Source organism: Thermostichus vulcanus str. 'Rupite' (assembly GCF_022848905.1).
Lineage (GTDB): Bacteria > Cyanobacteriota > Cyanobacteriia > Thermostichales > Thermostichaceae > Thermostichus > Thermostichus vulcanus_A.
On the sequence record NZ_JAFIRA010000049.1, the window covers coordinates 1 to 26,474 of the forward strand.

Sequence of the window (26,474 nt, forward strand, 5' to 3'; positions counted from 1 at the left end):
AATAGGTAGGGTCGGCTCAGGGGATGGGGTATTTGGCAATCCCCTGAACTCCATGAATACCTTGCAGTCTAAGGTTGCAAGGGGCTAGAAGGGAGAATCCCCCGGTTTCTAACCGGGGGAGTGTCAAAAAACTGGGCATCGACATCGTGTTGGGATAAGCCACATCCTGGGCAGACCCGTTGCACCGAGTTGGCGCTCTTCACCAGTTGTTTGATCAAATCCCCCACCTGCCAGGGGATCAGAGCAATACCCGTCAAAATCATCAATACCGTCAACAAGCGGCCCAACTCAGAACTGGGGGTAATATCTCCAAACCCCACCGTGGTCATGGTGACAACGGAAAAGTAGAAAGCATCCAGAAAGGTGGCAAAGGCACTCGGGTTCACCGGATGTTCCACTTGGTAAATCAACCCTGAGTAGACAAAGAGAATGGCAAACAGGGTGAAGAAAATACGCAGCAAAATGCGACTATCAGAGGAGACAACCGTTCCGAAGAGGGTTTTCCCCTCCACAAGGCGCAACAGCCGCAGGATACGAAACCAACGAAAAATGCGAATAAAGCGAATATCGGTAATACCAGCAAAAAAGGGCAAGATCGCCAGCAAATCAATGATTGAATAGAGGCTGATCAGATAGCGAATTTTTTCAGGGGCAGCAGCAAAACGTAGGAGATACTCCAACACAAACAGGCCAAGAATCACCCGATCTGCCCGTTCTAACCCCAGACGCACCGCAGGTGGAATTGGATAGGTTTCCACCACAAAGAAGGCGACCGAACAAAAGGCCAAGAGGGTCACCAGCAGGTTGACCCAGCGACTTTCGGGGGTGTCTTGATCCCCCCAGTAGCGTTGGAGGATCCCAAGGTTAGCCGGCTCCGTTTGGGTAGGAGCTTTGGTGTGGAGAGGGGTCACAAGCGGGATCCGGGGAATAGCAGCGAGAGTGGAGCGATGATATCGAGAAAACGGGTCTTTTGGCGCACACTAGAAATAGGGAAACCCCTTTGGCAGTTTTCAGAACCGATGTTGCCTCCTATCGTACTGGCTTCGCAATCAACCGCCCGCCGCCAATTGCTAGAGGCTGCCGGGATCCCCTACCGGGTTCAACCCAGCTATTTTGACGAAAGCCAAATTCAGCTGACGGAGCCGGCCCAACTGGTGCAGAAATTGGCTTTGGCTAAAGCAGAGGTGGTGGCAGCTCAGCAACGGGATCCCGTTTTGGTGCTAGGGGCTGACTCGATCCTCTATTTGCAGGGAGAGATTTTAGGCAAACCCGCTGATGCAGCGGAAGCAGAACGCCGCCTGCGACAAATGCGGGGGCAAGTGGGAGAACTCTATACCGGACATGCCTTGGTGGATACGGGTCGAGGTCGTCGTCTCACCCATTACGGTCTGACGCGCATCTTTTTTGCCAAGCCTAGCGATGAGGAGATCCGCGCTTATGTGGCAACAGGTGAGCCTCTAGCTTGTGCTGGCTGTTTTGCCATGGATGGTCGGGGCAGCCTGTTTGTGGAGCGGATCGAGGGCTGCCCCAGCAATGTGATCGGACTGAGTTTGCCCCTGCTGCGGCACATGGTGCAGGAATTGGGCTATTCTCTCACGGAGGCATGGGATCCCTAACTTTGATATTAGGGATATCAGGATATTAGGGATATCAGGGTAGCTCCAAGGTCAGGCAAAAATGGCATCAACCCAGACTCACCCATCAAGATGTTGCTTAAGCAGGTCATTGGCCAGTTTCGGATCCGCCCGCCCCTGGGTTTTCTTCATCAGTTGCCCCACGAAATAGCCAAATAGTTTGCTCTTGCCGTTACGATATTCCTGCAGTTGACTAGGATTCTCAGCAATCACTTCTGTGATCATCTTCTCCAGCGCATCTCGATCAGAGATTTGGGTCATGCCCTTGGCTTCCACCAGGGCTTGAGCTGAGCCACCTTTTTCCAACAACTCCGGCAGGATTTCCTTGGCAATTTTGCTGGAAATAGTGCCTTTGTCGATCAGACCAATCAGCTCCGCCAGGGTTTCCGGCTTCAGGGCAATATCGGGGTAGTCCAGCTTGTGGGTGTTCAGGTAGCTGGCAATGTCACTCATCATCCAGTTGGCGGCAGCTTTCGGATCCGCCCCGGCGGCGATCACCGCTTCAAAATACTCAGCCGTATTGCGTTCGTCGCTGAGATAACGGGCATCATAGACCGACAGGCCATACTCCTCTTGATAGCGTCTCCGTTTCACACTGGGCAGTTCCGGCAGTTCTGCTTTCCAGCGGGCTTTTTGAGCCTCTGTGACGCGAATGGGCAGCAGATCCGGTTCGGGGAAATAACGGTAATCGCTGGATCCCTCTTTTTTGCGCATGCTGATGGTGCGCTGGCTGTTCTCTTCCCAAAGGCGGGTTTCCTGAACAATCGGTTCGCCTGCTTCGACAGCTTTGACTTGGCGGTTGAATTCGTACTCAATGGCCCGTTGAATGGCGTTGAAGGAGTTCATGTTTTTGATTTCTACCTTCGTGCCAAAGGTTTCAGAACCTACGGGACGCACCGAGATATTGACGTCACAGCGCATGGATCCCTCTTGTAGGTTGCCGTCGCAGAGTCCGGCGTAACGCAGAATACGACGCAGTTCTTGTACGTACTCTGCTGCTTCTTCCCCGGTACGAATATCCGGTTCACTGACAATTTCAATTAGGGGTACCCCGGCACGGTTGAAGTCCACCAGCGAATAACTGGATCCCGAGAGGCGATCGCTGCCAGCATGAACCAATTTGCCCGCATCTTCTTCCATGTGGAGGCGGGTGATGCCAATGCGCTTGGTGCGACCATCACTGAGTTGAATTTCGATCCAGCCCTGGGTGGCAATGGGTAGATCATATTGCGAGATTTGGTAGTTCTTAGGCAAGTCGGGATAAAAGTACTGCTTGCGGTCGAACTTGCTGTAGGGGGCAATGGTGCAATTGAGGGCCAACCCCGCTTTGACAGCATACTCCAGCACTTTTTCATTCAAAACCGGCAAAGTTCCAGGCAAGCCCATACAGATGGGGTCGATTTGGGTGTTGGGAGGGGCGCCAAATTCAGTTGCACTGCTGGAGAAGATCTTGGTTTTGGTACTGAGCTGGCAGTGAACTTCCAACCCAATCACGGCTTCGTATTGCACTTTGGCGGGGGCAGCAGCAGTCATGGGCACCAAAAGATTGCAGTGTACCTATTCTAGTGTTAGAGCGTCAGCTCTGAAGGGGGGACATGCCCAGCAAGCTTGGTTGGTCAAGCTTTTCTGACTATCACTCCACAACCCTCTGGCCTTCACCAAGAAGCACTGCTGCTCTACGCACAACGGGTAGATCAAGCATGGAGTCATCCTGACTGTGCTTCGTTTATTTTGAGCATGCGGACTTTATTGCTCTACTGAGATGAAGCATGAGAAATTGCTCCATGGAAAGCCATTACCTTCCTGATCCCGACCCTTCTAGGGATCCAATCTCTTCTGGGCTTGAAGTGGAAGTGACGGAAGTTCCTACGTCGGAGAGATGATGACTTTGATTACTTTCTAGTAAGGCTGTGGCAGCGCGACTCGGCTGACCCCACAGCACCTGTTCCTGTCGATAAATGACAATGCCCGGCGGGGATCCCTTGGGTTTGAAAACCTGTTTGGGGCGGGTATAGACCACTGGCACCTGATCGCTGAGGCGACCGCGACTAAAATGAGCCGCCAAATCGGCAGCCGCCTGGAGATCTTCCGGTTCGGCAACAGCACCAGGCGGCAAACGCAGTAACACATGGCTACCCGGGATCTCTTGGGCATGAAACCACCAATCCTGCTCTTGGGCGAGGCGGAAGGTGAGCTGATCATTTTGCAGGTTGTTGCGTCCCACCCAGATTGGGAAACCACTGGGACTGGTGAAGCAATGGGGGGTAAGGGGTTCCGGTTGAGTCTGCTTTGGAGAGATGCGCTCTGGATTTTCCAAGTAGTGCTGTTGGATCAGTTCTTCCTCGATCTCCTTAAGGGTGGAGAGATCCTGGGGATCCCGGTAGGGTTCTAGATGTTGCAGGGCGGACTCCACCTGTTCCAGGTAGAGAATTTCTTGGTTGACGGTTTCCAGTAGGGGCCAGACGGCTTCTTGGGCACGTTTTTGCTTACGGTGCTTGCGGTAATAGGACTGGGCATTGAGAATGGCATTTTTCTCCGGGTCAAGCGGGATCTGGATGGATTGCCCTGTTGCAAAGTCCGGCAGTTCAATGTGAGTCATACCCGGTTGCCAAAGGTGCAAGTGAGCCATGAGCAGATCTGCCGCCTGCTTAGCGTTGTCCGCCTGGGTTGAGTCGGCAAGCATAGCTTCAAACTGCTGGCGCCGTTGATAGAGTTTTTTCAGAAGGCTGGAGAGTTTTTGCAGAAGCCGATGGCGTTCTCGCCCAAAGGATTCACGCTCCAACTGAGCTTGGTAGTAGGTCTCCAACAGCTGGTGTAAATCTGCTTTCGGGGCTGAGGGATCCTTTCCTGCTGCATCTCCTTGACCTGTCCAGCCAAGAACGTTGTAGCCGGTAGGGGTCATAACCGGTTCAAAATGGCTCTGTTCCAGACGAGTGAGCCAGTCTTGCCACATCCGAAACAAGGCTTGCCAGGCGTGTGTCGTCAGTTGATCGCTAGGAGTTTGCGGCGGGATCCCGGACTCCACACACATCGCTTCTGCCAAGTGCCGACTGAGTCCCCGGTAAGAACGGAATAACCGTTGGCTGATGGGACCAGGGATCAAGGCTACCCGTTCTTGCCATTGGGAAAAGGGTTCTGAGAGGGTTGGGATCGGATCCATGAGGGCAGGAGGAGCCTCGTAAACCAAACCCGGCTGCACCGGACGCACCCGTGACTGGCGTTCACTCACCCCGTGGCCGCTGGCCAAGATCATCCCGGCTTCATCCACCAAGACAGCATTGCTGTATTTCCCCATCACCTCTAGGTAAAGATGACGTTGCGGCGGATCCCCAGGTCGCGGGGCAAAGCGGCAATCCACCACCCGTTCCCACTCATCCAGCAAAATCAGCTCTGTTAGGGCCAAGCCCTTCAGCTGCCGTTGCAGGACTTGGCTAAATTGAAAGGGATCCGGCCCTTTGGCAGGAGGTTGGCAGAGGTGAATCCGCGCCGCCTGCGGATGCCAACACAGCAACAGACACAGACGGGTCTTAAGGGTGCGCAGACCCAGGATGACCGTCCACAGATCCGTCTGTTGGATCCATTCCAAACGAGCAGGCAATAGGGGATCCCGATTTTCCTTGCTCCGGGTGAGATCCGCCTGCAGGGCCCGCAGGGTGGTTAGATCGACAGGTTGCATCGCCTGTGTCCCCTCTTGAGATCAAGAGATCAAGTCAAGAGATCAAGGCTTAACCTGGCTAGAAGCCCATTAAGCGAGCGACTGTGGCCGGATCAGCCTCAACTCCCGTGTGGATTTGGGTTTGTCCCTGTTGGGTGGCGGTATCTGGATCTTTCAGGCCATTCCCCGTCAGTACACACACCACCCGCGCCCCCACCGGCACCTGATCCCGCCATTTCAACAATCCGGCGACGGAAGCAGCACTGGCAGGCTCACAAAAGACCCCTTCTTCCGCAGCCAACAGGCGATAGGCAGCCAGGATCTCTTCATCGGTAACACTATCTACCTGTCCACCACTCACCTGCACAGACGCCTTCGCTTTCACCCAACTGGCGGGGTTGCCAATGCGAATGGCAGTGGCCACGGTTTCTGGGTGCTCCACGACGCGATTCAAGACAATGGGCGCTGCACCGGCGGCCTCAAAGCCGTGTAACCGGGGTCGTTGGGTTGCCTTACCCTGCTGAAAATACTGGCTAAACCCCATCCAGTAGGCGGTGATGTTGCCGGCATTGCCCACTGGAATACAGAGCCAATCAGGGGCATCTCCAAGGGCATCCACCACTTCAAAAGCAGCCGTTTTTTGTCCTTCCAACCGGAAGCGGTTAACGGAGTTCACCAGAGCAATCGGATAGTGTTCCGAGATCTGACGTACCATTTCCAGAGCCCGGTCGAAGTTACCCTTGATGGCGATGATCTCAGCGCCGTACATCAAAGTTTGCGCCAGCTTGCCTTTGGCCACGTAGCCATCTGGGATCAACACATAAGCTCGCATCCCTCCTTTAGCAGCAAAAGCAGCAGCGGCGGCTGAGGTATTGCCTGTGCTGGCGCAAATGATGGCCTCTGCTCCTGCCTCTTTGGCCTTGGAGACGGCCATGGTCATGCCCCGATCCTTAAAGCTGCCGGTGGGATTGAGACCATCCAACTTCAGATACACCTGACAGTCTCGTCCAAGGCGTTGACTGAGAGCCGGAGAAGGGATCAGAGGAGTATTGCCCTCATGCAAGGTGACAATAGGGGTGGCAGCGCTGACAGGGAGCCATTCCCGGTAGTGCTGGATCAGGCCAGGCCAAAGTCGGACTTGAGACTGTGGCCCACCAAGGCGAGGGGGATGGGTGGGGTTCAGGGTCACCATGCAGCAGGAAACGCCAGGGCTGGGAAGAAGAGTTGCTTCTTAACTGTAGCTGGTCGTGTCGGTGCTGCGAAGCACCGAGAAGGATCCCGACTAGAACGGTGAGGATGAGTTTGGGCTTGGCTTATGATGATCTAGGTTCAAACTGGGAGGTCTGTGTCGTGATCGAGCCGATTCTGTTGGGGATCGTTCTGGGAATGGTGGTGGTCACTTTGGCCGGGTTGTTTGTGGCGGCCTACATGCAGTACCAGCGCGGCAACAAGTTGGGTTTGTAAGTTGGGTTGGTAGAGACTGACTTTGCCCACTGAGGGAGTCTAAGTCCTGATCGGGAGATTGAGTGAGGTGGCATGGCAATGCACTGGCTGCGCACTGTTACTGCTTTGCGGGAGCACGTGGCTGCCTGGCGGGGATCCACAGTTGGGTTGGTACCCACCATGGGATCCCTGCACGAGGGCCATCTCAGCCTAATCCGGCGCTGCCGCCAGGAATGTGAGGTTACGGTCGTCAGCATTTTTGTCAATCCGCTGCAATTTGGCCCAGCCGAGGACTTGGAACGTTATCCCCGCAACCTAGAAGCGGATCGGGCTATGTGTGAGGCGGCTGGTGTTGATGCTGTATTTGCCCCAGATCCGGAGGAAATGTGGGCAGATCAGGGCAGCGGAGCCGATCGCACCTGGGTAATGCCGCCGGACTCGCTGTTGAAAACCTTGTGTGCGCCCCATCGCCCTGGCCATTTTCGTGGCGTGGCGACCATTGTGCTGCAACTGCTGCATTTGGTTCAGCCCCAACGAGCCTACTTTGGCCAAAAAGATGCCCAGCAATTGGCAATTCTTCAGCGTATGGTTGAGGATCTCCAGCTACCGGTTACCCTTGTGCCTTGCCCAACGGTGCGGGATCCCGATGGCTTGGCTCTGAGTTCCCGCAATCAGTATCTTTCCACTTCTGAGCGGCAGGTGGCCTTGGGGCTTTACCGAGCGTTGCGGCGGGGATACGAGCACTGGCGAGCGGGGGATCCCTCTGCGGAAGGGATCCTGGCTGCGGCCCAAGCCGAACTGAGCCGCTATCCACAGTTGCAACTGCAATATTTGGAATTGGTGCATCCACAAACCCTCCAACCTTTGCAACGCGTTGATTCCCAAGGGCTGCTGGCTGCTGCCGCCTATGTGGGGCAAACGCGCTTGATCGACAATCTGTTGCTGAGTGTCACTCAGGAAAGTGCTGCTCAGGAAAAGGAAGCCCAGCCCCCCGAAGAACCTCACCCAGAAGGGCTAGCATTTCCATTCGGTGCTTCTGCCGCCCCACGGCGCCCTTTGATCGCCATCGATGGTCCCGCTGGAGCTGGAAAATCGACAGTGGCCCGGGCCGTGGCTGCCCAACTGCACCTGTTGTATCTGGATACGGGGGCGATGTATCGGGCGATCACCTGGCTGGCCCTACAACGGGGGATCCCTCTGGATGATGCCGAACAACTGACCCAACTGGCTGCCCAAACCCAACTTTCCCTCAAAAGTGGCAACTCCTCGGTAGAACCCACCCGCATCTGGGCCAATGGAGAAGAAATTACGCAAGCAATCCGCTCGCCGGAGGTGACCCGCTGGGTGTCACAGGTTTCCGCGGTGCCAGGGGTGCGGCAGGAATTGGTGAAGCGGCAACGCAGCATGGGACGGGATGGAGGTGCTGTCTTGGAGGGGCGGGATATCGGCACCCATGTCTTTCCAGATGCGGAACTAAAGGTATTTTTAACGGCTTCGGTGGAAGAACGGGCCCAACGGCGACAACATCAGCTACAAGCCCAGGGGCAACAGGTGGCTTTGGAGGAGTTAGAAGCGCAAATCCAGCAGCGGGATCGCCGCGACAGCGAACGGACCATTTCCCCCCTGCGCCCCGCCCCCGATGCCATTTTGATCGATACTGATCACCTGAGCCAGTCGGAGGTTCAAGACAAGATCGTCATGCTTTACCAGCAGCTTTTGGCCCGCTCCAGTACACCGCGTTTTGACCAGTAAGGCTTCTGGAGGTGCAAAGCTGGGAGGGGATCCCAGACTGAGTGCGACGCTCCGGCAAAATCGCTAAGGTGCTGGGATGGATTGATTGGGCCTCTGCTGTCTCAACTCTGCTCTGAACAACCTTCATGGTTAATGCACTTTTCTTGGCCTTCTTGCTCCTCCTTTCAGGGGCCTGTTCTGGGGCAGAAACCGCCATCACGGCCATGGACAACCTGCGTTTGGAATCCCTAATCGAGGAACAAGGGGATCCTCAAGGTTTGTATCGCTTGGCCCAGCAGCAGCGCTCGCGGCTGATCACCACCCTGTTGCTGGTGAATAACTTCGTCAATATCGGCATTGCCGCCTTGGCGACGACGATTTCGATTCAATGGCTGGGATCCCAAATCGGGGCTCTGGCTGCCACAGTACCGACCACGATTGTGGTGCTCTTGTTCGGAGAGGTAGCACCCAAATCCTTGGCGGTTAGCCATCCCCTAGGGGTATTCCGTTGGGTGGTGCGGCCCGTACATGCCCTGTCGGTGTTGCTCCGCCCTTTTATTCAGGCGTTTGAGTGGATTGTCAGCAAGCTCTTTAACCTGCTGGAACTGTCCCCGTTGACGGCAACGGCTTCCCTCAAGGATCTGGAGCTATTAATTGATGTGTTGGGGCAGCGGGGACTGCTGGACTGGCAAAAACGGCGGTTGTTTCGGGGGGCCTTGGCTCTGGACATGATCCAGGCGCGGGATGTGGCCAAGCCGAGGGTGAAGATGGAGACAATCTCCCACGATAAAACCCTGCAGGATGTGGTGAAGCTATGCCTAGAGACGGGCTACTCCCGCATCCCGGTGCAGGGAGAATCTAAGGATGAAATTGTCGGGATCATTCATCTGAAGCAGGCTCTACGCCATCTCGATCAAAAGGGAAATGGGGAAGTGACCAAGGCCATGTCACCCCCCTTTTTTGTGCCGGATACCAAGCGCATCAGCTCGTTACTTAAAGAAATGCTGCGGTCTCGCCAACACCTGGGTATTGTGGTGGATGAGTTTGGCGGCACCACCGGCCTGATTACGCTGGAGGATGTCTTGGAGGAGTTGGTGGGCGATATTTACGATGAGAGCGATCTCTCCCCGCTGCTATTGCAGCGACAACGGCGGCAAAGTTCTTCCGCTTCCAGTTAGAGATTTTAGCTTAGACAATCAGTCTTTGATGGGATCCCCCTCACCTTCCCCGCAGGAAGGGTTAGCCATAGAAATCCCAAACCTCCTGCAATAAGGTTTCTCGCTCCTCTGCTGAGGCTCTAAGCAGGGTTAGGGGATCCCCTGTGGGGAAAAAGCTGCCTACCCCCCAGCCCAAAGCCCTCGGACAAGCGGTTTTGGCTTGTAGGGATCCCGCCAAGGTGATGCCCTGCCAGGTGCCAATCAGGGTTTCTAGGGCGGAAGAAAACACCAGATCCTGTCCCGGATGTTGGTCGATCTCCGCCTGAACAGCCCGACGGGATCCGATCAGGGAGGGTTTAACCACAAGGATACCAGGCCACCGGCGCAGCGCTCGGAATTGGCTGAGTTGGGCGACAGATTCATCCAGCGCAATCGGGGTTTGGTAGTCTTGGCTCAGTTGCAGGAGTTCTGTGGGGTGATGGGGAGATAGGGGTTGTTCCAGAAACTCGATGCGTCCGGGGCTGTGGTGATTCACCTGATCACAAAGGGTCAACCACTCGCGGGCCTCTCGATCGGTCAACCCCCCATTGGCATCCAAGCGGAGGCGACAGTCCTGGGGCCACTGCTGGATCAAATTGATCAGCTCTGTGAACACTTGCCATTCCCGCTGCCACTCCCCAACGCCAATTTTCCACTTCAATACCCGATACCCCTGTTCATAAAGGGATCCCGCTTCGGTTAAGGCTGCCTCTCCGGCAGGAAGTAGCCCACAGAAGGCTAGATCGGAGAGATCTTTGTGGAACCCATCGGGATCCTGGAGGGCCAACCCAGCCGATTCAAACCCAAATTGGCAGGCGGGCAAAGTGTCTGGGATCCCGAACAGGTGCGTCACGGAAATCTGCTCGGGTAACTGCCGGCACCACTCCAGAGCTTGCTCCAGGGTTTCGCTGCCAAACCAGGGGATGGGGGCAATTTCACCGTAGCGGTGGAGACCTGAATGGGTATCCGTGAGGCGAATCAGGATCCCTTTCCGCACAGACCAGAGGCCGTGGTGGGTGAGTAAGGGCTGTCGGAATGGGCATTGATAGGGGCGAAACTCGAACTTTAGATCAGTCAGCATCTTGATTTATGATCGCCTGGAAGCATCCCGGACTCCACCATGTACCCTTCTTCCGCTCTCGATGAAATCCGGATCCCGGATCCTCCCGCCCAAGTCCGCTGGGCTCGCCGAGTGCTTTGGATGATTGGGCTCACCTTGCTGGTACTCATGGCCCTGTGCCTACTCAACATTTCCGTGGATTGGAACCGAGTCGCCAGTGGTTTGCAACGGAACTTAACTCCTCTGCTACGGGGCTTTAGTCGTCCATCAGGGGCAGTTTTTAATTTGGCAGTGCAGCGGATGTTTGAGTCCTTCAATATGGCGGTGGTGGGTACCACAATTGGGGGCATTCTTTCTTTTCCACTGTCTTTCTTGGCGTCCTCCAGTTTGTTGGGATCCGGGCGCTTGGCCATTCCTGGAAAAGCTTTCTTAGCCGGGATCCGCACCTTTCCAGAATTGTTATTGGGCATTATTTTTGTCTCTTCCTTTGGGCCGGGACAATTAGCAGGAATCATGGCGGTAGGGATTAACTCGATTGGCTTTTTGGGGAAGGTCTTTGCCGATATTATTGAAGGGATCGATCCAGGCCCCAGTGAGGCCCTGTTGGCGACGGGAGCTTCTCCTTTGCATGTCTTTCGCTATGCGGTGATCCCACAGGTTCTACCTGAGTTTCTCTCGACAGTGCTGTATCGTTTTGAAGTGAATTTACGATCTTCTGCCACGTTGGGTTTGGTGGGAGCAGGTGGCGTGGGGGTATTGCTGGTGCAGCGTATTCAGTTTCGCCGTTGGGAAGAGATCTCTACTATTTTGTTGGTGATTGTTGCCTTTGTCATTGTGGTGGATACCTTGAGCAGTTTTTTGCGTAAGAAATTGGTGTAAATGCTTTTTCGGATTGACCTGTAGCAGGGATCCCAATTCACCAAAACAGATCAACTTTTTGTTAGACTTCCTATGTAAGCTCGCCAACCTCCCCAAGCCGTAATTTCTACCTGTCCTTCGCACAGATAGGGTTCTGCTAAGATCCCTAAAACTTCTGTTCCATCTGACAACAGAATGCGTCCTACCGATAAGCCGGGTGGCTCTTGCAGAAGCAGCTGACTTAATCCGAGGGCGGGAATTTCCCAGAGTTCCAAAGCAATTGTGGATCCCCCTTGGCGCACCCTCACCATGCCTGGATAAATATCCCGAATCGACCAAAGCCGGTAACAGGGGGCTGTTTGGGCTTCTCGCAAAAAGGTTGCGCCGATTTGGATCAGGTTCCTATTTAAGGCCAAGCCCCGCATGAGGGTGCCATTCACTGCCAACTGAACTTGATTCAAACTCACGGTTTACTCCCATTGCCCAAGCAGGAGGCAGGCTATCATGGTCAGGGCTCAGGAGGAAACTGCATGGATGCAAAGTTGATTGTGGTGGGAGTTGCCATTGCCCTCTCTTTGGCGACCTTTTACTTCGGCACCCGTAACGGCTTCTACAACACCGACAAGTACCACGGGAACGGCTCTGCCCATTGATTCTGCCTGTTGAGTCTGGGCTCTTGTAGGAGTGCGTGTGTGGATCCCTTGCCCAAGCGAACTACCCTCCAGAATACAGGTGATGCCGGAGAGAACTGGGTGCGGCAATACCTGGGTCGGCAGGGTTGGCAGATCCTAGCTCAGCAGTGGCGCTGTCGTTGGGGGGAGTTGGATTTGGTCGCCGCTAGGGCAGGGGTACTGGCTTTTGTCGAGGTGAAAACCCGTAGCTCCGGTAGCTGGGATCAAGTTGGGCTTTTGGCGGTTGGGATCCTCAAACAGCGACGTTTGATTCGAGCTGCTCAAGCCTTTTTGAGCCAACATCCCCATCTGTCTGAGTGGCCTTGCCGCTTTGATGTTGCTTTGGTGGAACGTCGGACTTCTCAAGAGGGAACGGGCTACGCCTTGGTTGACTATCGGGAAGGAGCTTTTGAGCTTTATTGAAGCCGAGACAGGATAGGCTAAGGCGGATCGCGGATCGTTGTATGGAGAAGCAGCGATGTTGGCTTACCCCAGGCTGGTTATCCCCGGCAAGCTGAATGTGAAGGCGGGCCTAGTGATGCTTTTAGTGGTGCTGGGATCCCGGTTGGCAGCGGGGCAACTTTTTTCGCAAATTTTACTCTTGGGGGGGATGTTACACCCAGCCTCTTGGGCCTTAGTGGCGTTAACAGGATTGGAAGGTTAGCGTTGGCTAGGCAATATCGGCGCACTGGCGGTTGCTGGGGTCGTGCTGCTGTTATTTGGTCACTTGGCTTGGGCTACCTACTGCTCGGTGCGAGCTATTCAAAAGCTGACCCAACCCCGCCCCCCCATCAAATCCTGAGGCAGTTGGGGAAAACTGAGAAAACGTTTAAGATCGTTAACATCGTGAATTCATAGGTAATGCTCGGCATGGCTGTGCGAGAGGATGTATTTTTTGAGGGTGGCCCTCATAGTGGCGATTTGGTGTTGAACTCTTTCATTGGAGCCACGCTTGTCGGTTTGCCTCTGTTTGTCGGGGCTTTGGTGCGCAAGCTTTGGGTGCACTATCGCATTACCAACCGCCGCATTACCGTGATCGGGGGCTGGGGAGGCAAGGAGCGCTCCGATATCATCTACAGCGAAATTGCCAAAGTGGTCACCGTGCCACGGGGCTGGGGAGCTTGGGGAGATATGGTACTTACCCTCAAGGATGGCAGCCGCTTGGAAATGCGGGCACTACCTCGATTCCGGGAAATTTACAACTACATCAACGAGCGGATTGATGAGAAAGCCAAACAGGTGAGTGGCCCGATCGGCAAGCAGAAGCGCCCCGTCAAATCCTGAGAATTCCCATTGCTCAGCACCCCATCCCTATGGCATCTGCACCCCTAGACGGCAGGGATCCCCTTTGGCCTGAGCGTATGGCTTTGGTACACGAGTATCTCATCCAAGCGGGTGGCTCAGAGAAGGTGGTGCAGGCGTTAACGGCTTTTGCTCCGCAAGCCCCTCTTTACGTCAGTCTCTTCTCGCCCCACACCATGCCCTCTGCCTGGCAAGAGTTGGAGATTCACACCTCCTTTTTGCAAGGTTGGGCCAAACGCCTAGGGGTGCTACGCCGGGATTACCATGCCCGTCTCAAGTACCTTCTGCCCTGGATGCCCCTGGCCTACGAGAGTTTTGACTTCTCAGGCTATGACTGTGTGATCTCCAGTAGCCATGCTTTTGCCAAGGGGATCCTCACGGGGGAACAAACCCTTCACCTCAGCTACATCCACAGTCCGACCCGTTATCTCTGGGAAAACCGGGAGTTGTACCTGGAGCGGGGAGGACTGGGTGGCGGTGGGCATCACAGGTGGATTCGACCTGCTTATGTTCTGAGCCAATGGTTGCTCCACCGACTGCGGCAGTGGGACGTTTTGGCAGCCCAGCGCCCGGATCTACTAATTGCTAACTCCCAGCACATTCGCCGCCGCATCTACAAAACCTATCGCCGGGATGCTGTGGTCATCCATCCGCCAGTGCCGTTAGAGGGGTTTCAGCCGGTTGCGGATCCCAGTGCCGACTACGATCTGGTGGTGGGCCGTCTGGTTCCTTACAAGCGGGTGGATCTGGCGATTGCCGCCTGTGAACGGCTAGGTCGTCGCTTGCTGATTGTGGGCGAAGGGCCGGAGCTTTCTCGATTAAAAGCCTTGGCAGGGCCGTTGGTGGAATTTCTACCCCATCAACCCCAAGCCCGCCTCCAAGAACTCTTTGCCCACTGCCGCACGCTGCTGTTTCCTTGGGTGGAGGATTTTGGGTTGGTACCTGTAGAAGCCCAAGCCTGTGGCCGCCCGGTCATTGCCCTCAACCGGGGAGGCACTCAGGAAACGGTCATCCATGGGGAAACCGGGATCCACATCCCAGAGGCCAGCGTCGATGCCTTGGTAGAAGGGCTACGGCAAGCGGATCGACAGGAATGGGATCCCCAGCGGATTCGTGCCCATGCCTTGCAATTTGCCCCGGCTCGATTTCAGGCCCAAATGGGATCCCTACTGCGCTGGGCTTGGCCCCGTTTTCAGGTTGGAGAACCGCTGGATCCCAAAAACTGGCAGGCTCAGTAAGAGCGCCGCTGCACAAAAGCCGGCAACTCAATACGGCCACGGGATCCGGGGGTGCGACCCGCTGTTTCCACCCCAGCTCGTTGTCCAGCACCGGCGGCCAAAGCGGATCGTTTCAGCAGTTTCTCGGCCCGGTCTTCTCGCTCCTCCAGCGTCAGGGGCGGGATCCCTGTGGTGGGTGTTGCAGGTGTTCCGGTCGGGGTCGTCCAGCTCATCCGCTGGCTCACAGTCGATTTCACTGCTGTGACTACAGGTTTTGGAGCCACTTCCTCAGGGTGAATCAGATCCCAGCTCAGACGAGAGACGGATTTGGGCTCAGCAGCCTCCGGAGCCGGTGAACCAGGGGGGATCGATTGCTGACGTAAGTTGGCCAGTTGATCTTCTAACTCCTGTTTAAGCTGCTGTAGCAAAGCCACCTCTTTCTCCTGAGTTTGCGCATAGGCATGGGCCTGGACACACTCGGTTTTGAGAAGCATCACCTGCTGCTGCAACTTGTCGATTTGCTTCTGGCTCACCAAATGATGGGCCTCGGCCACTTCCCTTCCCCGTTGGGCCTCTTCGTAGCTTTCCCGAGTCGGGCGTTGCATAAGTTCCTGCAACTGCTGCTGAACTTCCTCCCATTGGGCCATCGTTGGGCGTTGCCTCAGTTCCTGCATCAACTCGTCACGCTCCGTTTGCAGGGTGTTCAGCTTGGTGGTGAGGGCCTGAAGTTCAGCTTCCAGAGCCAGAATTCGTTCCGACTGTTCTGCTTGAGCGGCGGCCAGATCTGGAGATGGCTGTTGCCGTAGAGCCTCAAGCTCCGCTTCAAGGGTTGCTATCTGCTGAGCTTGCGCCGCCTGCTGCTGTTGGCTCTGCTGCAATTCTTCCAGTAGGGTAGTCCGCTCTGCCTTAGCAAAGGAGGCTTGTTGGCGTAAGCAGTCCAGCTCCGACTGCAATCGCGCCCATTGATCCAGGGTGGGGCGCTCCTCCAATTCTCGAATGCGTTGTTGGTAGGTATTGAGATCAGCTTCCATTTGGGCTTTTTCGTGTTCCAAGGTGGTTTTTAGGCGTTGCCATTCAGCTTCTGCTTGACGGTGACTGGCTTCTAGCTCTTCCCGCAGAGCGGTCAACTCTTGGGTAGAGGGCCGACCTGCGAGCTCCTGGATCTGGGCTTGCAATTGCCCTTTTTCCTCTTCTAGTTCCTGCAGGCGCAGTTGGGTTTGAGCTTGCAAAAGCTGCACTTGCGGCAATTTGATGGCATACTCACTGAGCTGGCCAGCGTGTTGTTTCAGCTCCAGGAGTTCCTGCTGGAGTTGATAAAAGCGGGCTGGATCGACTCGCCTTTGCAACTCAGACTTGAGCATCTCAATCTCGGTCTGGCTGGTTTGCAGCTGTTGTTGCAAGATCTGGTAATGCTCTAGGGTAGGGCGGCGCTCCATTTCCCACAACAGGTTTTGCAGTTCCTCAATGTGCTGTTGCTGCAGCTGAAAAGCTTCTGGAGTGGGTCGTTGTGCCAAAAGGGATTTTTCCTGCTGACACGCTTGCAGGGCTTGATCCCGTTCGTTAATTTGGGCTTGGGCTTCAAACAGTTGACGTTCTAGGCGATGGGTACACTCAATCTGCTGCAATGACAGCGCCTCAGATTCCGCCAAAGATCGCTCTAGGTTGCGCACACGCGCCCGCAAGGCTTTCAACTCCTCTTCCATAGCCAGGCCGCTCAACAGGTCATGGGCCTCACTGTAGCAGATGGTCTTGGCGAATATCCAGCTTGCCACTACATGTAGAGTGAATCTTTAATCTTTCTCCCAACTGACACTAAGTCTACCGCTCACCTCACCTATACTGAGATCGTTGGTGGTGAGACTGAGTGGGCAGATGCAACCGGGATCCAAACCTTGGGGATTGATGTTGAGCCTATTGGGCTGGGCCCTTACCAGTTGTGGGGCTGATTCTCTGACGGCCAATACCCCTCTACCACCCTTGATCACCAGCAGTGACATCCCTTCTGCAGTGAGTCGGAACGGCTTTTTAGAACTTGGGGTTTCGGTATCGGTGCCGGGGCGGATCCCTGCGGAGCTGGCTTTTCAGGTATCGTGGTCAGGGATCGAAGTACAAACCTTATCGGCAGCACAGGTGAATTGTGTGTCTGGTGAGGTGTCTTGCACAACCCGCTTTAGCCTCCGTCCCCCCTTGAGCTTAGTGCCAGGATCCTACCTGCTCAGTTTGCGGGCTTTCGACCGACTGGGGCAAAGTGCGGTGGTGACGCAAACCGTGTTGGTGACGGATTAGCGTTAGCACCCTCATCTCTGAGTCTAGGCTGCCGCATAGGCTGTCTTAGCTAATTTTGGAGATTTGGTATTGCTCAGCTCTCCAACAACAACTGAGTGCGCACCGTTCCAGCCCGCTCCGCTTGGGCAACAATCTCTAGGGAACTGCCCTCAGGCGCCTGGATCACCCATTCCACCTTGCGGCGATAGTCAATGCCTGCGCTAGAAGACATGATTTCCCCGTAGGCTTTGTTAGAGCGGCCCTCCAAATGGCCAATTTCCTGCTGCTGGGATCCCATGATTAAACGGGATCCCTCGGGCAAATCAAGACTGACTTGAATCGGGCGAACGGCTTTGCGTTCCAGTGCTTTTTGGCTGGTATAGGTGGGTAAGAACCCTTGATTTTCGTATTGCACCACCACCCGAAATAAACATTGGGATCCGTCAGCAGTTTTTCCGAGGGGGTGAACTTCGCTGCGAGCTAGTGCCAAGCGGGGCGACATCAAAGCATGGGCAATGGCAAAGCGGCAATGTTTTTCACACAGCTCCGGCAACAATTCTGGGGGTACATTCTGCCAAACTGCTTTGTAATCCCAACCGCCAATTTCCACCGGGCCTAACTGTGGGTGTTCGAACGGCTGCCAGTCGATAAAACCCCGTCCTCCCAGGACTTGATCATTCCACTTCAACATCTTCAAATCATCCGCTTCCGGGTGCCAGCGAAACCACTGGATGAAATCTTTCTTCTCCACCCCCGCTTCGGTGGGCAAATCCCACAGTTCTGTCGTGAATCCATACCAACCAAAGGCATCGTAGGCGTAGCTGTTGAAGTTGCCGTGGCTAACTTTTTTCGGGTGATAGCGGAAGTGATGATAACCGGAAATAGTTGGGTAGCCGGTGATCTCGGTGGCTTTTTCGCCAATCAGCTTGTGAATATCCAGATCTTCGGGGGGGTAATGCTCATCCGGGTGGGTGGCGTAGGCACGAATGTGAACCGCCGAGGAGGTGTGATAGGTAACAAAGCCGTTGATGTTGCGGTGAGTGCGCAGAAATTCTCCAATGGCTCGGGTTTCTGGCTCCGAGTAGGGAAAGTCCCCTGCCCCCACCTGCTCATTTTCCGGGGCCCATTCATGGGGGTAGTTGCGGTTAAAATCCAACCCCTCTAATGTTGGCGCTAAGGGCAGATCGTAGCCGTCAAAATCGCGGATCAGGCCCTCGGTCATCAAGTGGTAGTAGGTACCACCAAATTCCTCGGGATCCCGCCGTACCAAAATCCTGGGATCCAACGACGAAACCTTCCAGGCTCCGCAGGGATCCACTTTGCGCATTTGCAAAATCTTGCCATCCCCATTCACATCTTCTGGGTAAAGGCCAGGTTGTGGATCCGGCTGCGGGTAGGGGCGGGTGCCCGAACGCAACCGGTAGGGGGTGGTTAAATATTTTTCCGAGCCATCGACGGCGATACGAGGCAGCACATAGACGGTGTAGCCATCCAATAGGCGGGTAACCCGTTCTTCTTGGCCGTAGTGGGTGAGCAAATAGTAGATGTCGTAGAGGGCAACAGCGGATCCCGTCACTTCTCCGGCATGGGTGTTGGCATCTAGCCAGTAGGCGGGTTTTTCCAAAGCTGGCCCTGTATTCTGCTGGGTCAGGGTGGCTAAGGGAATGTCTCGGCCTTCATAGCTATGCCCGATCACCTCCCATTGCATCAAATCGGGATAGGCCGCCGCCATCTGCTGCAGAAAGTCAAGAATCTCAGCATGGGTGAAAAAGTGGCTGAAGTCGAAAGGGGCAACAGACATGCAAGGGATCCCGTCATAAGGGGCATTTCGCACTACCTTACCGCCAAACTCCTACCCAACTGAGTAGGCAGAAGCACAGTCAAGGGCTCTATTCCCCCTTGGACTTCGTAGACATTGATAGCTGAAATCCCCTACTAGGTAGCCGGACTAGGGAACCCATTGGGAGAAGGGCTGGGGAAGGGGCTAGGAGACGGGGATCCCGTCGGGGAAGGAGTCGGACTCGGGCTAGGAGAAATGGTCGGTGAAGGACTCGGAGACGGGGATCCCGTCGGGGAAGGAGTCGGACTCGGGCTAGGAGAAATGGTCGGTGAAGGACTCGGAGACGGGGATCCCGTCGGGGAAGGAGTCGGACTGGGTGTTGGCAGAGGCGTCGGAGTGGCCACAATGCGAATCACCCGTTCTCCGGCAGAGTGAGGAAACTGGGTGGGGCTCACCAAAAGCAGGGATCCAAACCCGGAAATTTGGTTATCTTCCTGGCGGGTACCCCCTGGATCAATGCGGATGCGATCCCCAATTTGGAAACCGACGATGCTGGAAGTGGGCAGACGAGTCACTCCAGCGGGGATGGACTGATTGATAAACGTTTCGCCAGGAGAAGAAGGAGGAACTGTTACAGAACGGCTGCTGCTGCCGCACCCCACCGTAATTGCAGATAGCAACATTAGAAGGGCTCCCAGCACAAAGCTGACTGTCCAGGTCAACCAAGACCGACGATGTTGACGACTCATAACCACCTCACCCAAATAACACACGCAAAACTAAATGGCAAAAGTACCTTCAAAATGAGGATCCCAAAGCCACACCTACTTCGTTAGGCTAACCGCCATCTCCCTCCAGCACAATACCCAGAAGCCTGCCGAGGGTTGAGTGAGACAGTACCCGCTTTCTCTTCTTCAGGCCGTTAAGATTGCGAGAATCCCCAATTTTTCCCCAACTGATCAAGGCTGTACACAGGGGATCCCTTAGGTATGGATGAGAAAGGATAGCTGAGAAGAATGGGTCCAAGAAGGGGTTAAGTTGACTGCATCATCTCCTGAGCAGCCCGGAGTCCTGACAAGTAAGCCCCATGAGCCGTACCAAAGGCCTGACGGTCTGTTGCTTCCCCGGCAAAAAAGACTTTTCCATTGAGATTTTCGGCCAAGTCATCCCGCATCTGGGGTGTGCTACCGACAGCATTAAATGAGTAGGAACCGCGGGCAAAGGGATCCGCAAACCAACGGGTGATTTGATACCCCACCGGATCCCTGACCGTCTCCCCGAAAAGGCGAGTTAAGGTTTGCAGGGCGCTGTCCACAATCTCTCGATCCGTTTGAGCTTCCAGCGCACGGCCATAGGCAGCAGCATTAAACCCCAGCAGGATCGGCAACCCCAAAGAGGGCACCAAACTGACCCAGCTTGTCCAGGATCCCCGTTGCGGCGACACTTGCTCGATCCAATCCACAGTCTCGGGCCAAAACACCTCAGGAAACCGCAGGTAACACTTGTTCAACACCCCCATCCCCAACCCTTGAATGGCTCTCCGCTTGGATTCGGGGAGTTCAGGTTCGAAGGTTACCTGATTGGCCTTGAGCACACCTAGGGGCAAAGTCACGATCACCTTGTCGGCTGAGTAGCTGTTTTGAGGGGTGCTCACCACAACCTCGGAGCCAGCCCAACGAACAGCTTTAGCCTCCTCCCCCAACCGGATGGTTAAGCCTGCCGCCAAATGCTCCACAATCGTTCGATAGCCCTGCACAAACAGGGCATCACTGCCATCGTATGCCTCCCCATCGTCATACCAATGAGTAGAAAGTTCCTCAGCGCTACCGGCGTATTGGTGTTCAATCGTACTGGTGAGGACAAAGTATAACCACTGTTGCTCCTGAGGGGAGAGGGTTGAGCCGTTGAGAGCGGCTAGCACCGTCCCATGGACGGATTGATCGGGATCCCGATTTTGCCCTTGACGCAGCACCTTTTCCACCCGCTCGATCCACTCTTCCAGTTGGGATTCTCCCGCTTCATCCAGTACATCGCCCGCTGGGCCATAGACCCAAGCATTTTCAGAATCAGTGGTCACTAGGTCTGCCGAGATAGACTGGGCCAACGTCGTCAGGGGATTGCCGTCAAGGCCATGGATCCAGGACGCCCCCATATCCACCGGAGCATCTGCCCAGGTTTGACTGGTCCAAGTGCGCCCACCGATGCGATCCCTCGCTTCTAGCACCTGTACGCTGTATCCCGCTTGGGTTAGTTTTTTTGCAGCAGCCAGTCCCGCCAGCCCCGCCCCAAGGATCAAAACCGCTGGCTTTTGGGAGGCATAACTGTTGTGGGTGCCCAGGTTGGATCCCAGACTCAAAACGGATCCCGCCAGTACCATTTGGCTGAGCCTGAGAAGCTCACGACGCTTGATCCTCCTCTGCACAACCCAAGGGGGCACTACCATGCAGCCGCTCTAAATCTATTCGCCCATTTTAGTCAGAAGAACTCAATGAATTGAAGCAATGAATTGAAGCACAACAGGGATATCCAATCCTAGGGCTTTGGGCGTTCTCAGCCTGTTGAGATCAACCGCCTGACCTGCTTGCTGAAGGGACAAACCCTCTAGGATAGAGATAGACAAGGTGGATACCGCTGACCCGACGCAAGGGAGGATCTTCAGCATGAACCCGAACGAAACTCCGGATCCCAACATCTCCGGTGAGAATAAAGAGACTACCCCGGCCCCAATCGAGTACGACGTGGAGGAGTTTAAGATCAGCGGAGATGATTTGCTGGCCAAAATTCGGGAGCTAATCGAAGAAGCCAACGTTCGCCGCATTCTTATCAAAAATGCTGAAGGGCACACCCTGATCGAAATTCCTCTCGGAGTGGGTGTAGCAGCAGGTGTTTTGGGGGCAACTTTGTTCCCGATTCTGGCGGCTGTTGGGGCGATCGGGGCTCTGGTTGCCAAATTAACCATTGTGGTGGAGCGTACCATTCGGGATGAGGATCCCTAGGGGTGTGCTGGGGGATAGATTGAGATTGAGAGCGTGCGGCGCTTCTGGGCAGCCCTAACCTTTTACACCACCTTGCCCTTGGGAAGGTCGGAAAATCTAGAGTTTACGGGCATTGCCGCCTGGTTGCCGGCGGTGGGTTTGGTTATTGGCGGGATCCTCTGCTTGATCGGGATCCCGTTACGGGCCTTTCCGGATCCGGTACGTGCTGCTGTGCTGCTAGCCGTATGGGTACTGCTGACGGGTGGGTTGCATCTGGACGGGGTGGCGGATACTGCCGATGGCCTTGCGATCAATATCCACAAAGAAAGTCATCAAGGAGTCACCCAGGGAAGTGAGACAGAACCTGGAGCACGAGGATCCCGTCGTCGCCTAGAGGTGATGCAAGATAGCCACACAGGAGCTTACGGGGTGATGGCCCTGACTTTGCTCCTCCTGCTGAAATTTGCTGCCCTCACCCATTTGCGAGTTTGGCCCTTATTGCTGTTGGTACCTGCTTGGGGCCGTTGGGGGCAGTTGCTGGCCATTGCCCTTTACCCCTATCTGCGTCAACAGGGATCCGGGCGCTTCTTAAAGGAGTCCACCCCCTTTCCTGCTGCCCTCTGGCCGGGAACAGCTCTGCTGCTGGGTTTAACGGTTGGATTGGCTTGGGCGGGGATCCTAGACGGGCAACTCGCGGGGATCTGGACAATGGGAGCCGCTACTGGGGCCGTTGGAGTGGGGTACTGGATCAACCGTCAGTTGGGGGGACATACGGGCGATACCTACGGGGCCACCTTGGAATGGTCGGAAGCGATAGCATTGCTGTGGGGATCCCTCTTTGGGTCTGGGTCATGACTGCCTTGCCAATGACTGCTCTGCAAACCTCCTTTCAAATCACGCTGGCTCCACTCTCCATCGAGCAAGTACACGAAAAAGCAGCTCACCCTGGCAATGGCGCCGTGGTGGTGATGAGTGGGACAGTACGAGACAATACTGCCGGTCGTCCTGTGGATTATTTGGAGTATCAAGCCTATGAACCGATGGCCCTTAAGGTTTTTGCCGATATTGCCCAACACATTCGGTCCCGCTGGCCGGACAGCAACAGTGTGGTGATTCATCATCGGGTAGGCAAGCTGCGCGTTGGCGAGATCAGTGTGTTGGTGGCGGTGGGAATGCCCCATCGAGCCGAAGCCTTCGCCGCCTGTCAATGGGCTATCGATACCCTCAAGCACAATGCCCCAATCTGGAAAAAAGAGCATTGGCGGGATGGATCCAGTGAATGGGTGAGCATTGGCGCTTGTGAGGTTGCACAGCCGGAAACCCCTCCCCTCTAGCAAGGGATCCCTTTTCATCCAAACTGAGGGCCAGACGAGGGTGTTCTATCCCGGCAGAGCGAGGTCAGGTTCGGCCAAAAAGTTCAAAGCCACGGACAAAAACGCCTCGGGGGCTTCGATATGGGGAAAGGCCGCCCCTGGCAGCCGGTAAATGGGGACATCCGGGCGCAGAACGCGATACCGCTCCGCTTGTTCTGGGGTTGTGAGGCGGTTGCGCTCTCCCCATACCAGGGCCATGGGCTTAGAGACCCCCTGAAAGTCTTCTTGAATGGGTAAATTCAGCTTGCCGGTCAGAAAAGAACGGGGGGCAAATTGGGCCCCCGCCTGGTGAGCGGCCTGGTAGTAGTAGTCCACCACCGCTGCATCCAGGGCATAGTCGGGGGAGAATAAACTTTGCTCTGTAAACAGGCGCACACTCCAGGGGGCAGTAATGCCGTTGTAAAGAGCTAAGCCCAGCACCGGCAGACTCAACAACCCGTAGGCAACCTGAGCCAAAGGGATCCCGATGCTCTCCGGGATCAGGCTATTGTCTCCCAATGGCGCGATCAGCAGCAGTTTTTGCCAGTGGTGGGGTTGCAGCCGGGCGGAGCGGAGGACAAATCCTGCCGAGAGAGAGTTGGCAATGGCGTGGGTGGGTCGCCCGATCACCTGCTCGACAAAATCCCCGATCAGTTGGGCGTAAAGGCTGCCCGTATATTCCAAGTCGGGGCGTTCGGAGTTGCCCCAACCCAACAGATCCAGAGCATACACCTGATATCGCTGGCCCAGTTCCCCCATAATGGCCCGAAACTCGTAGCTGGAGGATCCTGCCCCGATGCCGTGGAGCAACAGCAGTGGCTCACCGACTCCAGTGACTCTGTAAAATAGGCGATGCCCGCGCCAGAAAAAGGGCTTGGCTTCTCCCGGCAGGACACTGGCTAGAGGCTGAGTTTGAGCCGAGATCCAGGCATTGAGAATAGCCAAGGCGCTCACACCCGCAACCGTAGCCCAGAGACCGGTTTTTAGAACTTGGCTCAGCTCTTTCATGCTCAGCAGCCCTAAACAGAGATAGGAAACTCACTTTTTCTTAAGGCGATAGGTGATGCGGCCTTTGTTTAGGTCATAGGGACTGAGCTCCACTTTCACCCGATCCCCTGGCAGGATCTTGATATAGTTGCGGCGAATTTTCCCGGAGATGTGGGCGAGCACGTTGAAACCGTTGTCCAGATCCACCCGGAACATCGCGTTGGGGAGGGATTCTGTTACCACCCCTTCCATTTCAATGGCATCTTCCTTAGACAATGAGCCCTCCTAAAAGCGACACAGCCAAACGACACAGCCGTGGCCCTCAGCCACAGCGACACACTCTTCTGGATACTTGACCTCTCCTATCCTAACTTTTGCCGGGGATCCCTCAGGATTGGAAGGGGGTGCGATCCGTCAAGATTTCCGCCCCCGACTCAGTGATCAAAACCGTGTGCTCAAACTGGGCCGACCAAGCACCATCCACGGTCACCACCGTCCACTGATCCGCCAACACTCGGGTCGCTTCTCCACCGGCATTCACCATCGGTTCAATGGCTACCGTCATACCGGAACGCAATTTTGGGTTGGGCAAATCGCGGGTGCGGTAATTGGGGAACTGGGGTTCTTCGTGGAGGTTGCGCCCCACACCGTGGCCGACATACTGCTTCACCACCGAGTAGCCCCGCCCTTCGATGTAGTCTTCGATGGCACCGGAAACATCCTGCAGCAAAACGCCGTGACGGACATGGTCGATGCCCGTTTGCAGGGCTTGGGCAGCGGTATCGATCAAGTCGCGGGAAGCCTCACTTAACGGCTCCAGTCCAATGGTCAAACAGGAGTCGGCATGCCACCCCTCAACAATGGCGCCAAAATCCACCTTCACCACATCCCCCGCCTGGATCAGCTTGCGGCGACTCGGGATCCCGTGCACCACTTCATGATTGACGCTGACACAAACACAGGCTGGAAACCCGTAGTAGCCCTTGAAACTGGGTAACGCATTCAGCTGAGCCACCCGTTTTTCGGCGTAGGCGTCGATATCGGCAGTCGTCCAGCCAGGTTCCAAGCGCTCCGAGATCTCCTGCAGCACTTGTGCCACCACCCGACCGGCCCGCCGCATTTTTTCCACTTCCCGCCGAGATTTGATCTCGATCAGTTGCATGCCCCGTCGCTGGGAGCCCATTTGGGAGGGATTTCCGACTCCTGCTCTGATCACGCTCTCCTCCCGGATCCCAGCTTGCCTGCCTCTGAGCAGCCTTGCACCAGTGCCTGAAGATGTTCCTGCACCAATTCCATGGACTGATTGCCGTTTACCCGTTGCAAGCGTCCCTTCGCCTCATAAAAGTCAATCAGAGGGGCGGTTTGTTGCCGATACACCTCTAAGCGCTTGAGGATCACCGCCTCATCCGCATCGTCACTGCGCCCCTGTTCCTGTCCACGCGCCAGCAGCCGCGCCACCAAGACTTGATCCGGCACATCTAGGTTGAGAACGTGATCGTAGTCTTGACCGAGATCCTTGAGCAACTCTTCTAGGGCTTCTGCTTGAGGCAAGGTGCGGGGAAACCCATCCAAGATCCAACCCTGTTCTGGGGACTTTTGCAATTGCCCCTTCACCATCCCCACCAGCACCGCATCCGGCACCAGCTCTCCCGCATCCATATACACTTTGGCCTGGGATCCAAGAGGGGTTTGGGCTTTGACTTCCGCCCGCAACAGATCCCCCGTTGAGATTTTGGGCATGTGGTAAGCAGCCGCCAACCGCTCCGCTTGCGTCCCCTTACCGGCTCCCGGTGGCCCCAAAAAAATTAACCGTGGCACTATTGCTTCACCATCCCTTCATAGCGTTGCGAGATCACATAGGTTTGGATCTGTTTGGAGGTTTCAATCGCCACCCCCACCAAAATCAGCAGTGAAGTAGCCCCCAAGCCTTGGAAGGTGGTGATCCCTGTGGCCCGCTCTACCGCTGTTGGAATAATGGCCACCGCACAGAGGAACAAAGCCCCGAGAAGCGTTAGCCGATTCAGGATCCCTTCGATATACTCCGCCGTTGCTTTGCCAGGCCGCACACCCGGAATACTGGATCCCATTTTTTTTAGGTTCTGAGCAAGATCTACGGGGTTGATGATCAAGGAAGCGTAGAAATAGCTAAAGAAGAGGATAAGGACGAAATAGAAGGGGATGTAGAACCAAGAGGTGGGCGCTAAGAAATTGGCCACCTGCACCAAGGTCAGGTTCTGAGTGTACTGGGCCAAGGCCAGCGGCAAGGACATCACCGAGTAGGCGAAGATGATCGGCATCACGCCCCCTTGATTCAGGCGCAAGGGCAGGTAGCTTTTCTGCTCCCGGAA

General features: G+C 55.4%; 29 protein-coding genes. 14 read left to right on the top strand and 15 right to left on the bottom strand.

Annotated features, from left to right (window positions below):
• Positions 1 to 68 precede the first annotated feature (68 nt).
• Positions 69 to 857, bottom strand: coding sequence for an ion transporter (locus JX360_RS14725; protein WP_425244420.1), 789 nt, complete (start codon positions 855 to 857; stop codon positions 69 to 71).
• A 162-nt stretch (positions 858 to 1,019) separates the two neighbouring features.
• On the opposite strand from JX360_RS14725, the gene JX360_RS14730 reads away from it, so the two are divergent.
• On the top strand, positions 1,020 to 1,616 hold the full coding sequence (locus tag JX360_RS14730; protein WP_244352406.1) for a Maf family protein: 597 nt from the start codon (positions 1,020 to 1,022) through the stop codon (positions 1,614 to 1,616).
• A 78-nt stretch (positions 1,617 to 1,694) separates the two neighbouring features.
• Here the strand turns inward: JX360_RS14730 and gatB are convergent, their stop codons facing one another.
• From gatB to thrC, 3 genes are all read right to left on the bottom strand, one after another.
• On the bottom strand, positions 1,695 to 3,167 hold the full coding sequence (gatB, locus tag JX360_RS14735; protein WP_244352409.1) for an Asp-tRNA(Asn)/Glu-tRNA(Gln) amidotransferase subunit GatB: 1,473 nt from the start codon (positions 3,165 to 3,167) through the stop codon (positions 1,695 to 1,697).
• A gap of 262 nt (positions 3,168 to 3,429) precedes the next feature.
• Positions 3,430 to 5,310, bottom strand: coding sequence for an Rqc2 family fibronectin-binding protein (locus tag JX360_RS14740; protein ID WP_244352411.1), 1,881 nt, complete (start codon positions 5,308 to 5,310; stop codon positions 3,430 to 3,432).
• A gap of 58 nt (positions 5,311 to 5,368) precedes the next feature.
• A complete protein-coding gene (thrC, locus tag JX360_RS14745; RefSeq protein WP_244352413.1) occupies positions 5,369 to 6,481 on the bottom strand; it encodes a threonine synthase in 1,113 nt (370 codons plus the stop codon).
• Positions 6,482 to 6,639: 158 nt separating this feature from the next.
• On the opposite strand from thrC, the gene petG reads away from it, so the two are divergent.
• The 3 genes from petG to JX360_RS14760 all read left to right on the top strand — a co-directional run bounded on the left by petG (position 6,640) and on the right by JX360_RS14760 (position 9,641).
• Positions 6,640 to 6,753 carry a cytochrome b6-f complex subunit V gene (petG, locus tag JX360_RS14750; protein WP_235276540.1) on the top strand — a complete coding sequence of 38 codons (114 nt, stop codon included), beginning with the start codon at positions 6,640 to 6,642 and terminating at the stop codon, positions 6,751 to 6,753.
• Positions 6,754 to 6,831: 78 nt separating this feature from the next.
• Positions 6,832 to 8,484: a bifunctional pantoate--beta-alanine ligase/(d)CMP kinase gene (locus JX360_RS14755; protein WP_425244421.1), complete on the top strand. Its 1,653-nt coding sequence runs from the start codon at positions 6,832 to 6,834 to the stop codon at positions 8,482 to 8,484.
• A 125-nt stretch (positions 8,485 to 8,609) separates the two neighbouring features.
• Positions 8,610 to 9,641 carry a hemolysin family protein gene (locus JX360_RS14760; RefSeq protein WP_244352417.1) on the top strand — a complete coding sequence of 344 codons (1,032 nt, stop codon included), beginning with the start codon at positions 8,610 to 8,612 and terminating at the stop codon, positions 9,639 to 9,641.
• Positions 9,642 to 9,702: 61 nt separating this feature from the next.
• On the opposite strand, the gene JX360_RS14765 is transcribed toward JX360_RS14760, so the two are convergent.
• A complete protein-coding gene (locus tag JX360_RS14765) occupies positions 9,703 to 10,740 on the bottom strand; it encodes an o-succinylbenzoate synthase (RefSeq protein ID WP_244352419.1) in 1,038 nt (345 codons plus the stop codon).
• A 39-nt stretch (positions 10,741 to 10,779) separates the two neighbouring features.
• On the opposite strand from JX360_RS14765, the gene phnE reads away from it, so the two are divergent.
• Positions 10,780 to 11,598 (top strand): phosphonate ABC transporter, permease protein PhnE, encoded by an 819-nt coding sequence (gene phnE / locus JX360_RS14770; protein WP_244352421.1) that lies wholly within the window; start codon positions 10,780 to 10,782, stop codon positions 11,596 to 11,598.
• Between the two features lie 50 nt (positions 11,599 to 11,648).
• On the opposite strand, the gene JX360_RS14775 is transcribed toward phnE, so the two are convergent.
• Complete coding sequence (locus JX360_RS14775) at positions 11,649 to 12,038, bottom strand: allophanate hydrolase-related protein (RefSeq protein ID WP_425244422.1); 390 nt, start codon at positions 12,036 to 12,038, stop codon at positions 11,649 to 11,651.
• Between the two features lie 69 nt (positions 12,039 to 12,107).
• Between JX360_RS14775 and JX360_RS17660 the strand changes: the two genes are divergently transcribed.
• From JX360_RS17660 to JX360_RS14795, 5 genes are all read left to right on the top strand, one after another.
• Positions 12,108 to 12,230 (top strand): hypothetical protein, encoded by a 123-nt coding sequence (locus tag JX360_RS17660; RefSeq protein WP_279611542.1) that lies wholly within the window; start codon positions 12,108 to 12,110, stop codon positions 12,228 to 12,230.
• A 39-nt stretch (positions 12,231 to 12,269) separates the two neighbouring features.
• The gene (locus JX360_RS14780) at positions 12,270 to 12,671 is read left to right on the top strand and encodes a YraN family protein (protein WP_244352425.1); all 402 of its coding nucleotides are present in this window, start codon (positions 12,270 to 12,272) and stop codon (positions 12,669 to 12,671) included.
• A gap of 55 nt (positions 12,672 to 12,726) precedes the next feature.
• The gene (locus tag JX360_RS14785; protein ID WP_244352427.1) at positions 12,727 to 12,912 is read left to right on the top strand and encodes a hypothetical protein; all 186 of its coding nucleotides are present in this window, start codon (positions 12,727 to 12,729) and stop codon (positions 12,910 to 12,912) included.
• A gap of 206 nt (positions 12,913 to 13,118) precedes the next feature.
• Positions 13,119 to 13,532 carry a PH domain-containing protein gene (locus tag JX360_RS14790; protein ID WP_244352429.1) on the top strand — a complete coding sequence of 138 codons (414 nt, stop codon included), beginning with the start codon at positions 13,119 to 13,121 and terminating at the stop codon, positions 13,530 to 13,532.
• Between the two features lie 29 nt (positions 13,533 to 13,561).
• Positions 13,562 to 14,788 carry a glycosyltransferase gene (locus tag JX360_RS14795; RefSeq protein WP_244352431.1) on the top strand — a complete coding sequence of 409 codons (1,227 nt, stop codon included), beginning with the start codon at positions 13,562 to 13,564 and terminating at the stop codon, positions 14,786 to 14,788.
• On the opposite strand, the gene JX360_RS14800 is transcribed toward JX360_RS14795, so the two are convergent.
• A complete protein-coding gene (locus tag JX360_RS14800) occupies positions 14,782 to 16,470 on the bottom strand; it encodes a coiled-coil domain-containing protein (protein ID WP_244352433.1) in 1,689 nt (562 codons plus the stop codon). The two genes, JX360_RS14795 and JX360_RS14800, sit on opposite strands and share 7 nt — an antisense overlap.
• Positions 16,471 to 16,618: 148 nt before the next feature.
• On the opposite strand from JX360_RS14800, the gene JX360_RS14805 reads away from it, so the two are divergent.
• A complete protein-coding gene (locus JX360_RS14805) occupies positions 16,619 to 17,053 on the top strand; it encodes a hypothetical protein (RefSeq protein WP_244352435.1) in 435 nt (144 codons plus the stop codon).
• Positions 17,054 to 17,126: 73 nt separating this feature from the next.
• Here JX360_RS14805 and JX360_RS14810 read toward each other — a convergent pair whose 3' ends face one another.
• The 3 genes from JX360_RS14810 to JX360_RS14820 form a co-directional block, all read right to left on the bottom strand.
• A complete protein-coding gene (locus JX360_RS14810) occupies positions 17,127 to 18,833 on the bottom strand; it encodes a M14 family metallopeptidase (protein WP_244352442.1) in 1,707 nt (568 codons plus the stop codon).
• Positions 18,834 to 18,967: 134 nt separating this feature from the next.
• Positions 18,968 to 19,561, bottom strand: coding sequence for a hypothetical protein (locus tag JX360_RS14815; protein WP_244352444.1), 594 nt, complete (start codon positions 19,559 to 19,561; stop codon positions 18,968 to 18,970).
• Positions 19,562 to 19,845: 284 nt separating this feature from the next.
• Positions 19,846 to 21,255: a flavin monoamine oxidase family protein gene (locus JX360_RS14820; protein ID WP_244352446.1), complete on the bottom strand. Its 1,410-nt coding sequence runs from the start codon at positions 21,253 to 21,255 to the stop codon at positions 19,846 to 19,848.
• Between the two features lie 217 nt (positions 21,256 to 21,472).
• Here JX360_RS14820 and JX360_RS14825 point away from each other — a divergent pair, with 217 nt between their 5' ends.
• From JX360_RS14825 to JX360_RS14835, 3 genes are read left to right on the top strand one after another with little or no spacing between them, the layout of a single operon-like run.
• On the top strand, positions 21,473 to 21,808 hold the full coding sequence (locus JX360_RS14825; protein WP_244352448.1) for a DUF4342 domain-containing protein: 336 nt from the start codon (positions 21,473 to 21,475) through the stop codon (positions 21,806 to 21,808).
• A gap of 33 nt (positions 21,809 to 21,841) precedes the next feature.
• Positions 21,842 to 22,642, top strand: a complete 801-nt coding sequence (locus JX360_RS14830) for an adenosylcobinamide-GDP ribazoletransferase (RefSeq protein WP_244352450.1) — start codon at positions 21,842 to 21,844, stop codon at positions 22,640 to 22,642.
• Positions 22,639 to 23,121 (top strand): molybdenum cofactor biosynthesis protein MoaE, encoded by a 483-nt coding sequence (locus JX360_RS14835; RefSeq protein WP_244352452.1) that lies wholly within the window; start codon positions 22,639 to 22,641, stop codon positions 23,119 to 23,121. Before JX360_RS14830 ends, JX360_RS14835 begins: the two co-directional genes overlap by 4 nt.
• Before the next feature lie 45 nt (positions 23,122 to 23,166).
• On the opposite strand, the gene JX360_RS14840 is transcribed toward JX360_RS14835, so the two are convergent.
• The 5 genes from JX360_RS14840 to JX360_RS14860 form a co-directional block, all read right to left on the bottom strand.
• A complete protein-coding gene (locus tag JX360_RS14840) occupies positions 23,167 to 24,147 on the bottom strand; it encodes an alpha/beta fold hydrolase (protein ID WP_244352462.1) in 981 nt (326 codons plus the stop codon).
• A 30-nt stretch (positions 24,148 to 24,177) separates the two neighbouring features.
• A complete protein-coding gene (gene infA / locus JX360_RS14845; protein WP_011434173.1) occupies positions 24,178 to 24,402 on the bottom strand; it encodes a translation initiation factor IF-1 in 225 nt (74 codons plus the stop codon).
• 112 nt (positions 24,403 to 24,514) lie between these two features.
• Entirely contained in the window at positions 24,515 to 25,288 is a 774-nt protein-coding gene (gene map / locus JX360_RS14850) for a type I methionyl aminopeptidase (RefSeq protein ID WP_244352466.1), read from the bottom strand.
• Between the two features lie 50 nt (positions 25,289 to 25,338).
• Positions 25,339 to 25,944, bottom strand: coding sequence for an adenylate kinase (locus JX360_RS14855; RefSeq protein ID WP_244352464.1), 606 nt, complete (start codon positions 25,942 to 25,944; stop codon positions 25,339 to 25,341).
• Positions 25,944 to 26,474 (bottom strand): preprotein translocase subunit SecY (locus tag JX360_RS14860; protein ID WP_425244419.1); only part of this gene is annotated, 531 nt, incomplete at its 5' end. The genes JX360_RS14855 and JX360_RS14860, both read right to left, overlap by 1 nt.

Excerpts from the sequence above, each read along its gene's own strand:
- JX360_RS14730 (WP_244352406.1), top strand. The coding sequence starts at position 1,020 with ATGTTGCCTCCTATCGTACTGGCTTCGCAATCAACCGCCCGCCGCCAA.
- gatB (WP_244352409.1), bottom strand. The coding sequence starts at position 3,167 with ATGACTGCTGCTGCCCCCGCCAAAGTGCAATACGAAGCCGTGATTGGG.
- JX360_RS14740 (WP_244352411.1), bottom strand. The coding sequence starts at position 5,310 with ATGCAACCTGTCGATCTAACCACCCTGCGGGCCCTGCAGGCGGATCTC.
- thrC (WP_244352413.1), bottom strand. The coding sequence starts at position 6,481 with ATGGTGACCCTGAACCCCACCCATCCCCCTCGCCTTGGTGGGCCACAG.
- JX360_RS14755 (WP_425244421.1), top strand. The coding sequence starts at position 6,832 with ATGCACTGGCTGCGCACTGTTACTGCTTTGCGGGAGCACGTGGCTGCC.
- JX360_RS14760 (WP_244352417.1), top strand. The coding sequence starts at position 8,610 with ATGGTTAATGCACTTTTCTTGGCCTTCTTGCTCCTCCTTTCAGGGGCC.
- JX360_RS14765 (WP_244352419.1), bottom strand. The coding sequence starts at position 10,740 with ATGCTGACTGATCTAAAGTTCGAGTTTCGCCCCTATCAATGCCCATTC.
- phnE (WP_244352421.1), top strand. The coding sequence starts at position 10,780 with ATGTACCCTTCTTCCGCTCTCGATGAAATCCGGATCCCGGATCCTCCC.
- JX360_RS17660 (WP_279611542.1), top strand. The coding sequence starts at position 12,108 with ATGGATGCAAAGTTGATTGTGGTGGGAGTTGCCATTGCCCTCTCTTTG.
- JX360_RS14785 (WP_244352427.1), top strand. The coding sequence starts at position 12,727 with ATGTTGGCTTACCCCAGGCTGGTTATCCCCGGCAAGCTGAATGTGAAG.
- JX360_RS14790 (WP_244352429.1), top strand. The coding sequence starts at position 13,119 with ATGGCTGTGCGAGAGGATGTATTTTTTGAGGGTGGCCCTCATAGTGGC.
- JX360_RS14795 (WP_244352431.1), top strand. The coding sequence starts at position 13,562 with ATGGCATCTGCACCCCTAGACGGCAGGGATCCCCTTTGGCCTGAGCGT.
- JX360_RS14800 (WP_244352433.1), bottom strand. The coding sequence starts at position 16,470 with ATGGAAGAGGAGTTGAAAGCCTTGCGGGCGCGTGTGCGCAACCTAGAG.
- JX360_RS14810 (WP_244352442.1), bottom strand. The coding sequence starts at position 18,833 with ATGTCTGTTGCCCCTTTCGACTTCAGCCACTTTTTCACCCATGCTGAG.
- JX360_RS14815 (WP_244352444.1), bottom strand. The coding sequence starts at position 19,561 with ATGAGTCGTCAACATCGTCGGTCTTGGTTGACCTGGACAGTCAGCTTT.
- JX360_RS14820 (WP_244352446.1), bottom strand. The coding sequence starts at position 21,255 with ATGGTAGTGCCCCCTTGGGTTGTGCAGAGGAGGATCAAGCGTCGTGAG.
- JX360_RS14825 (WP_244352448.1), top strand. The coding sequence starts at position 21,473 with ATGAACCCGAACGAAACTCCGGATCCCAACATCTCCGGTGAGAATAAA.
- JX360_RS14835 (WP_244352452.1), top strand. The coding sequence starts at position 22,639 with ATGACTGCCTTGCCAATGACTGCTCTGCAAACCTCCTTTCAAATCACG.
- JX360_RS14840 (WP_244352462.1), bottom strand. The coding sequence starts at position 24,147 with ATGAAAGAGCTGAGCCAAGTTCTAAAAACCGGTCTCTGGGCTACGGTT.
- map (WP_244352466.1), bottom strand. The coding sequence starts at position 25,288 with ATGCAACTGATCGAGATCAAATCTCGGCGGGAAGTGGAAAAAATGCGG.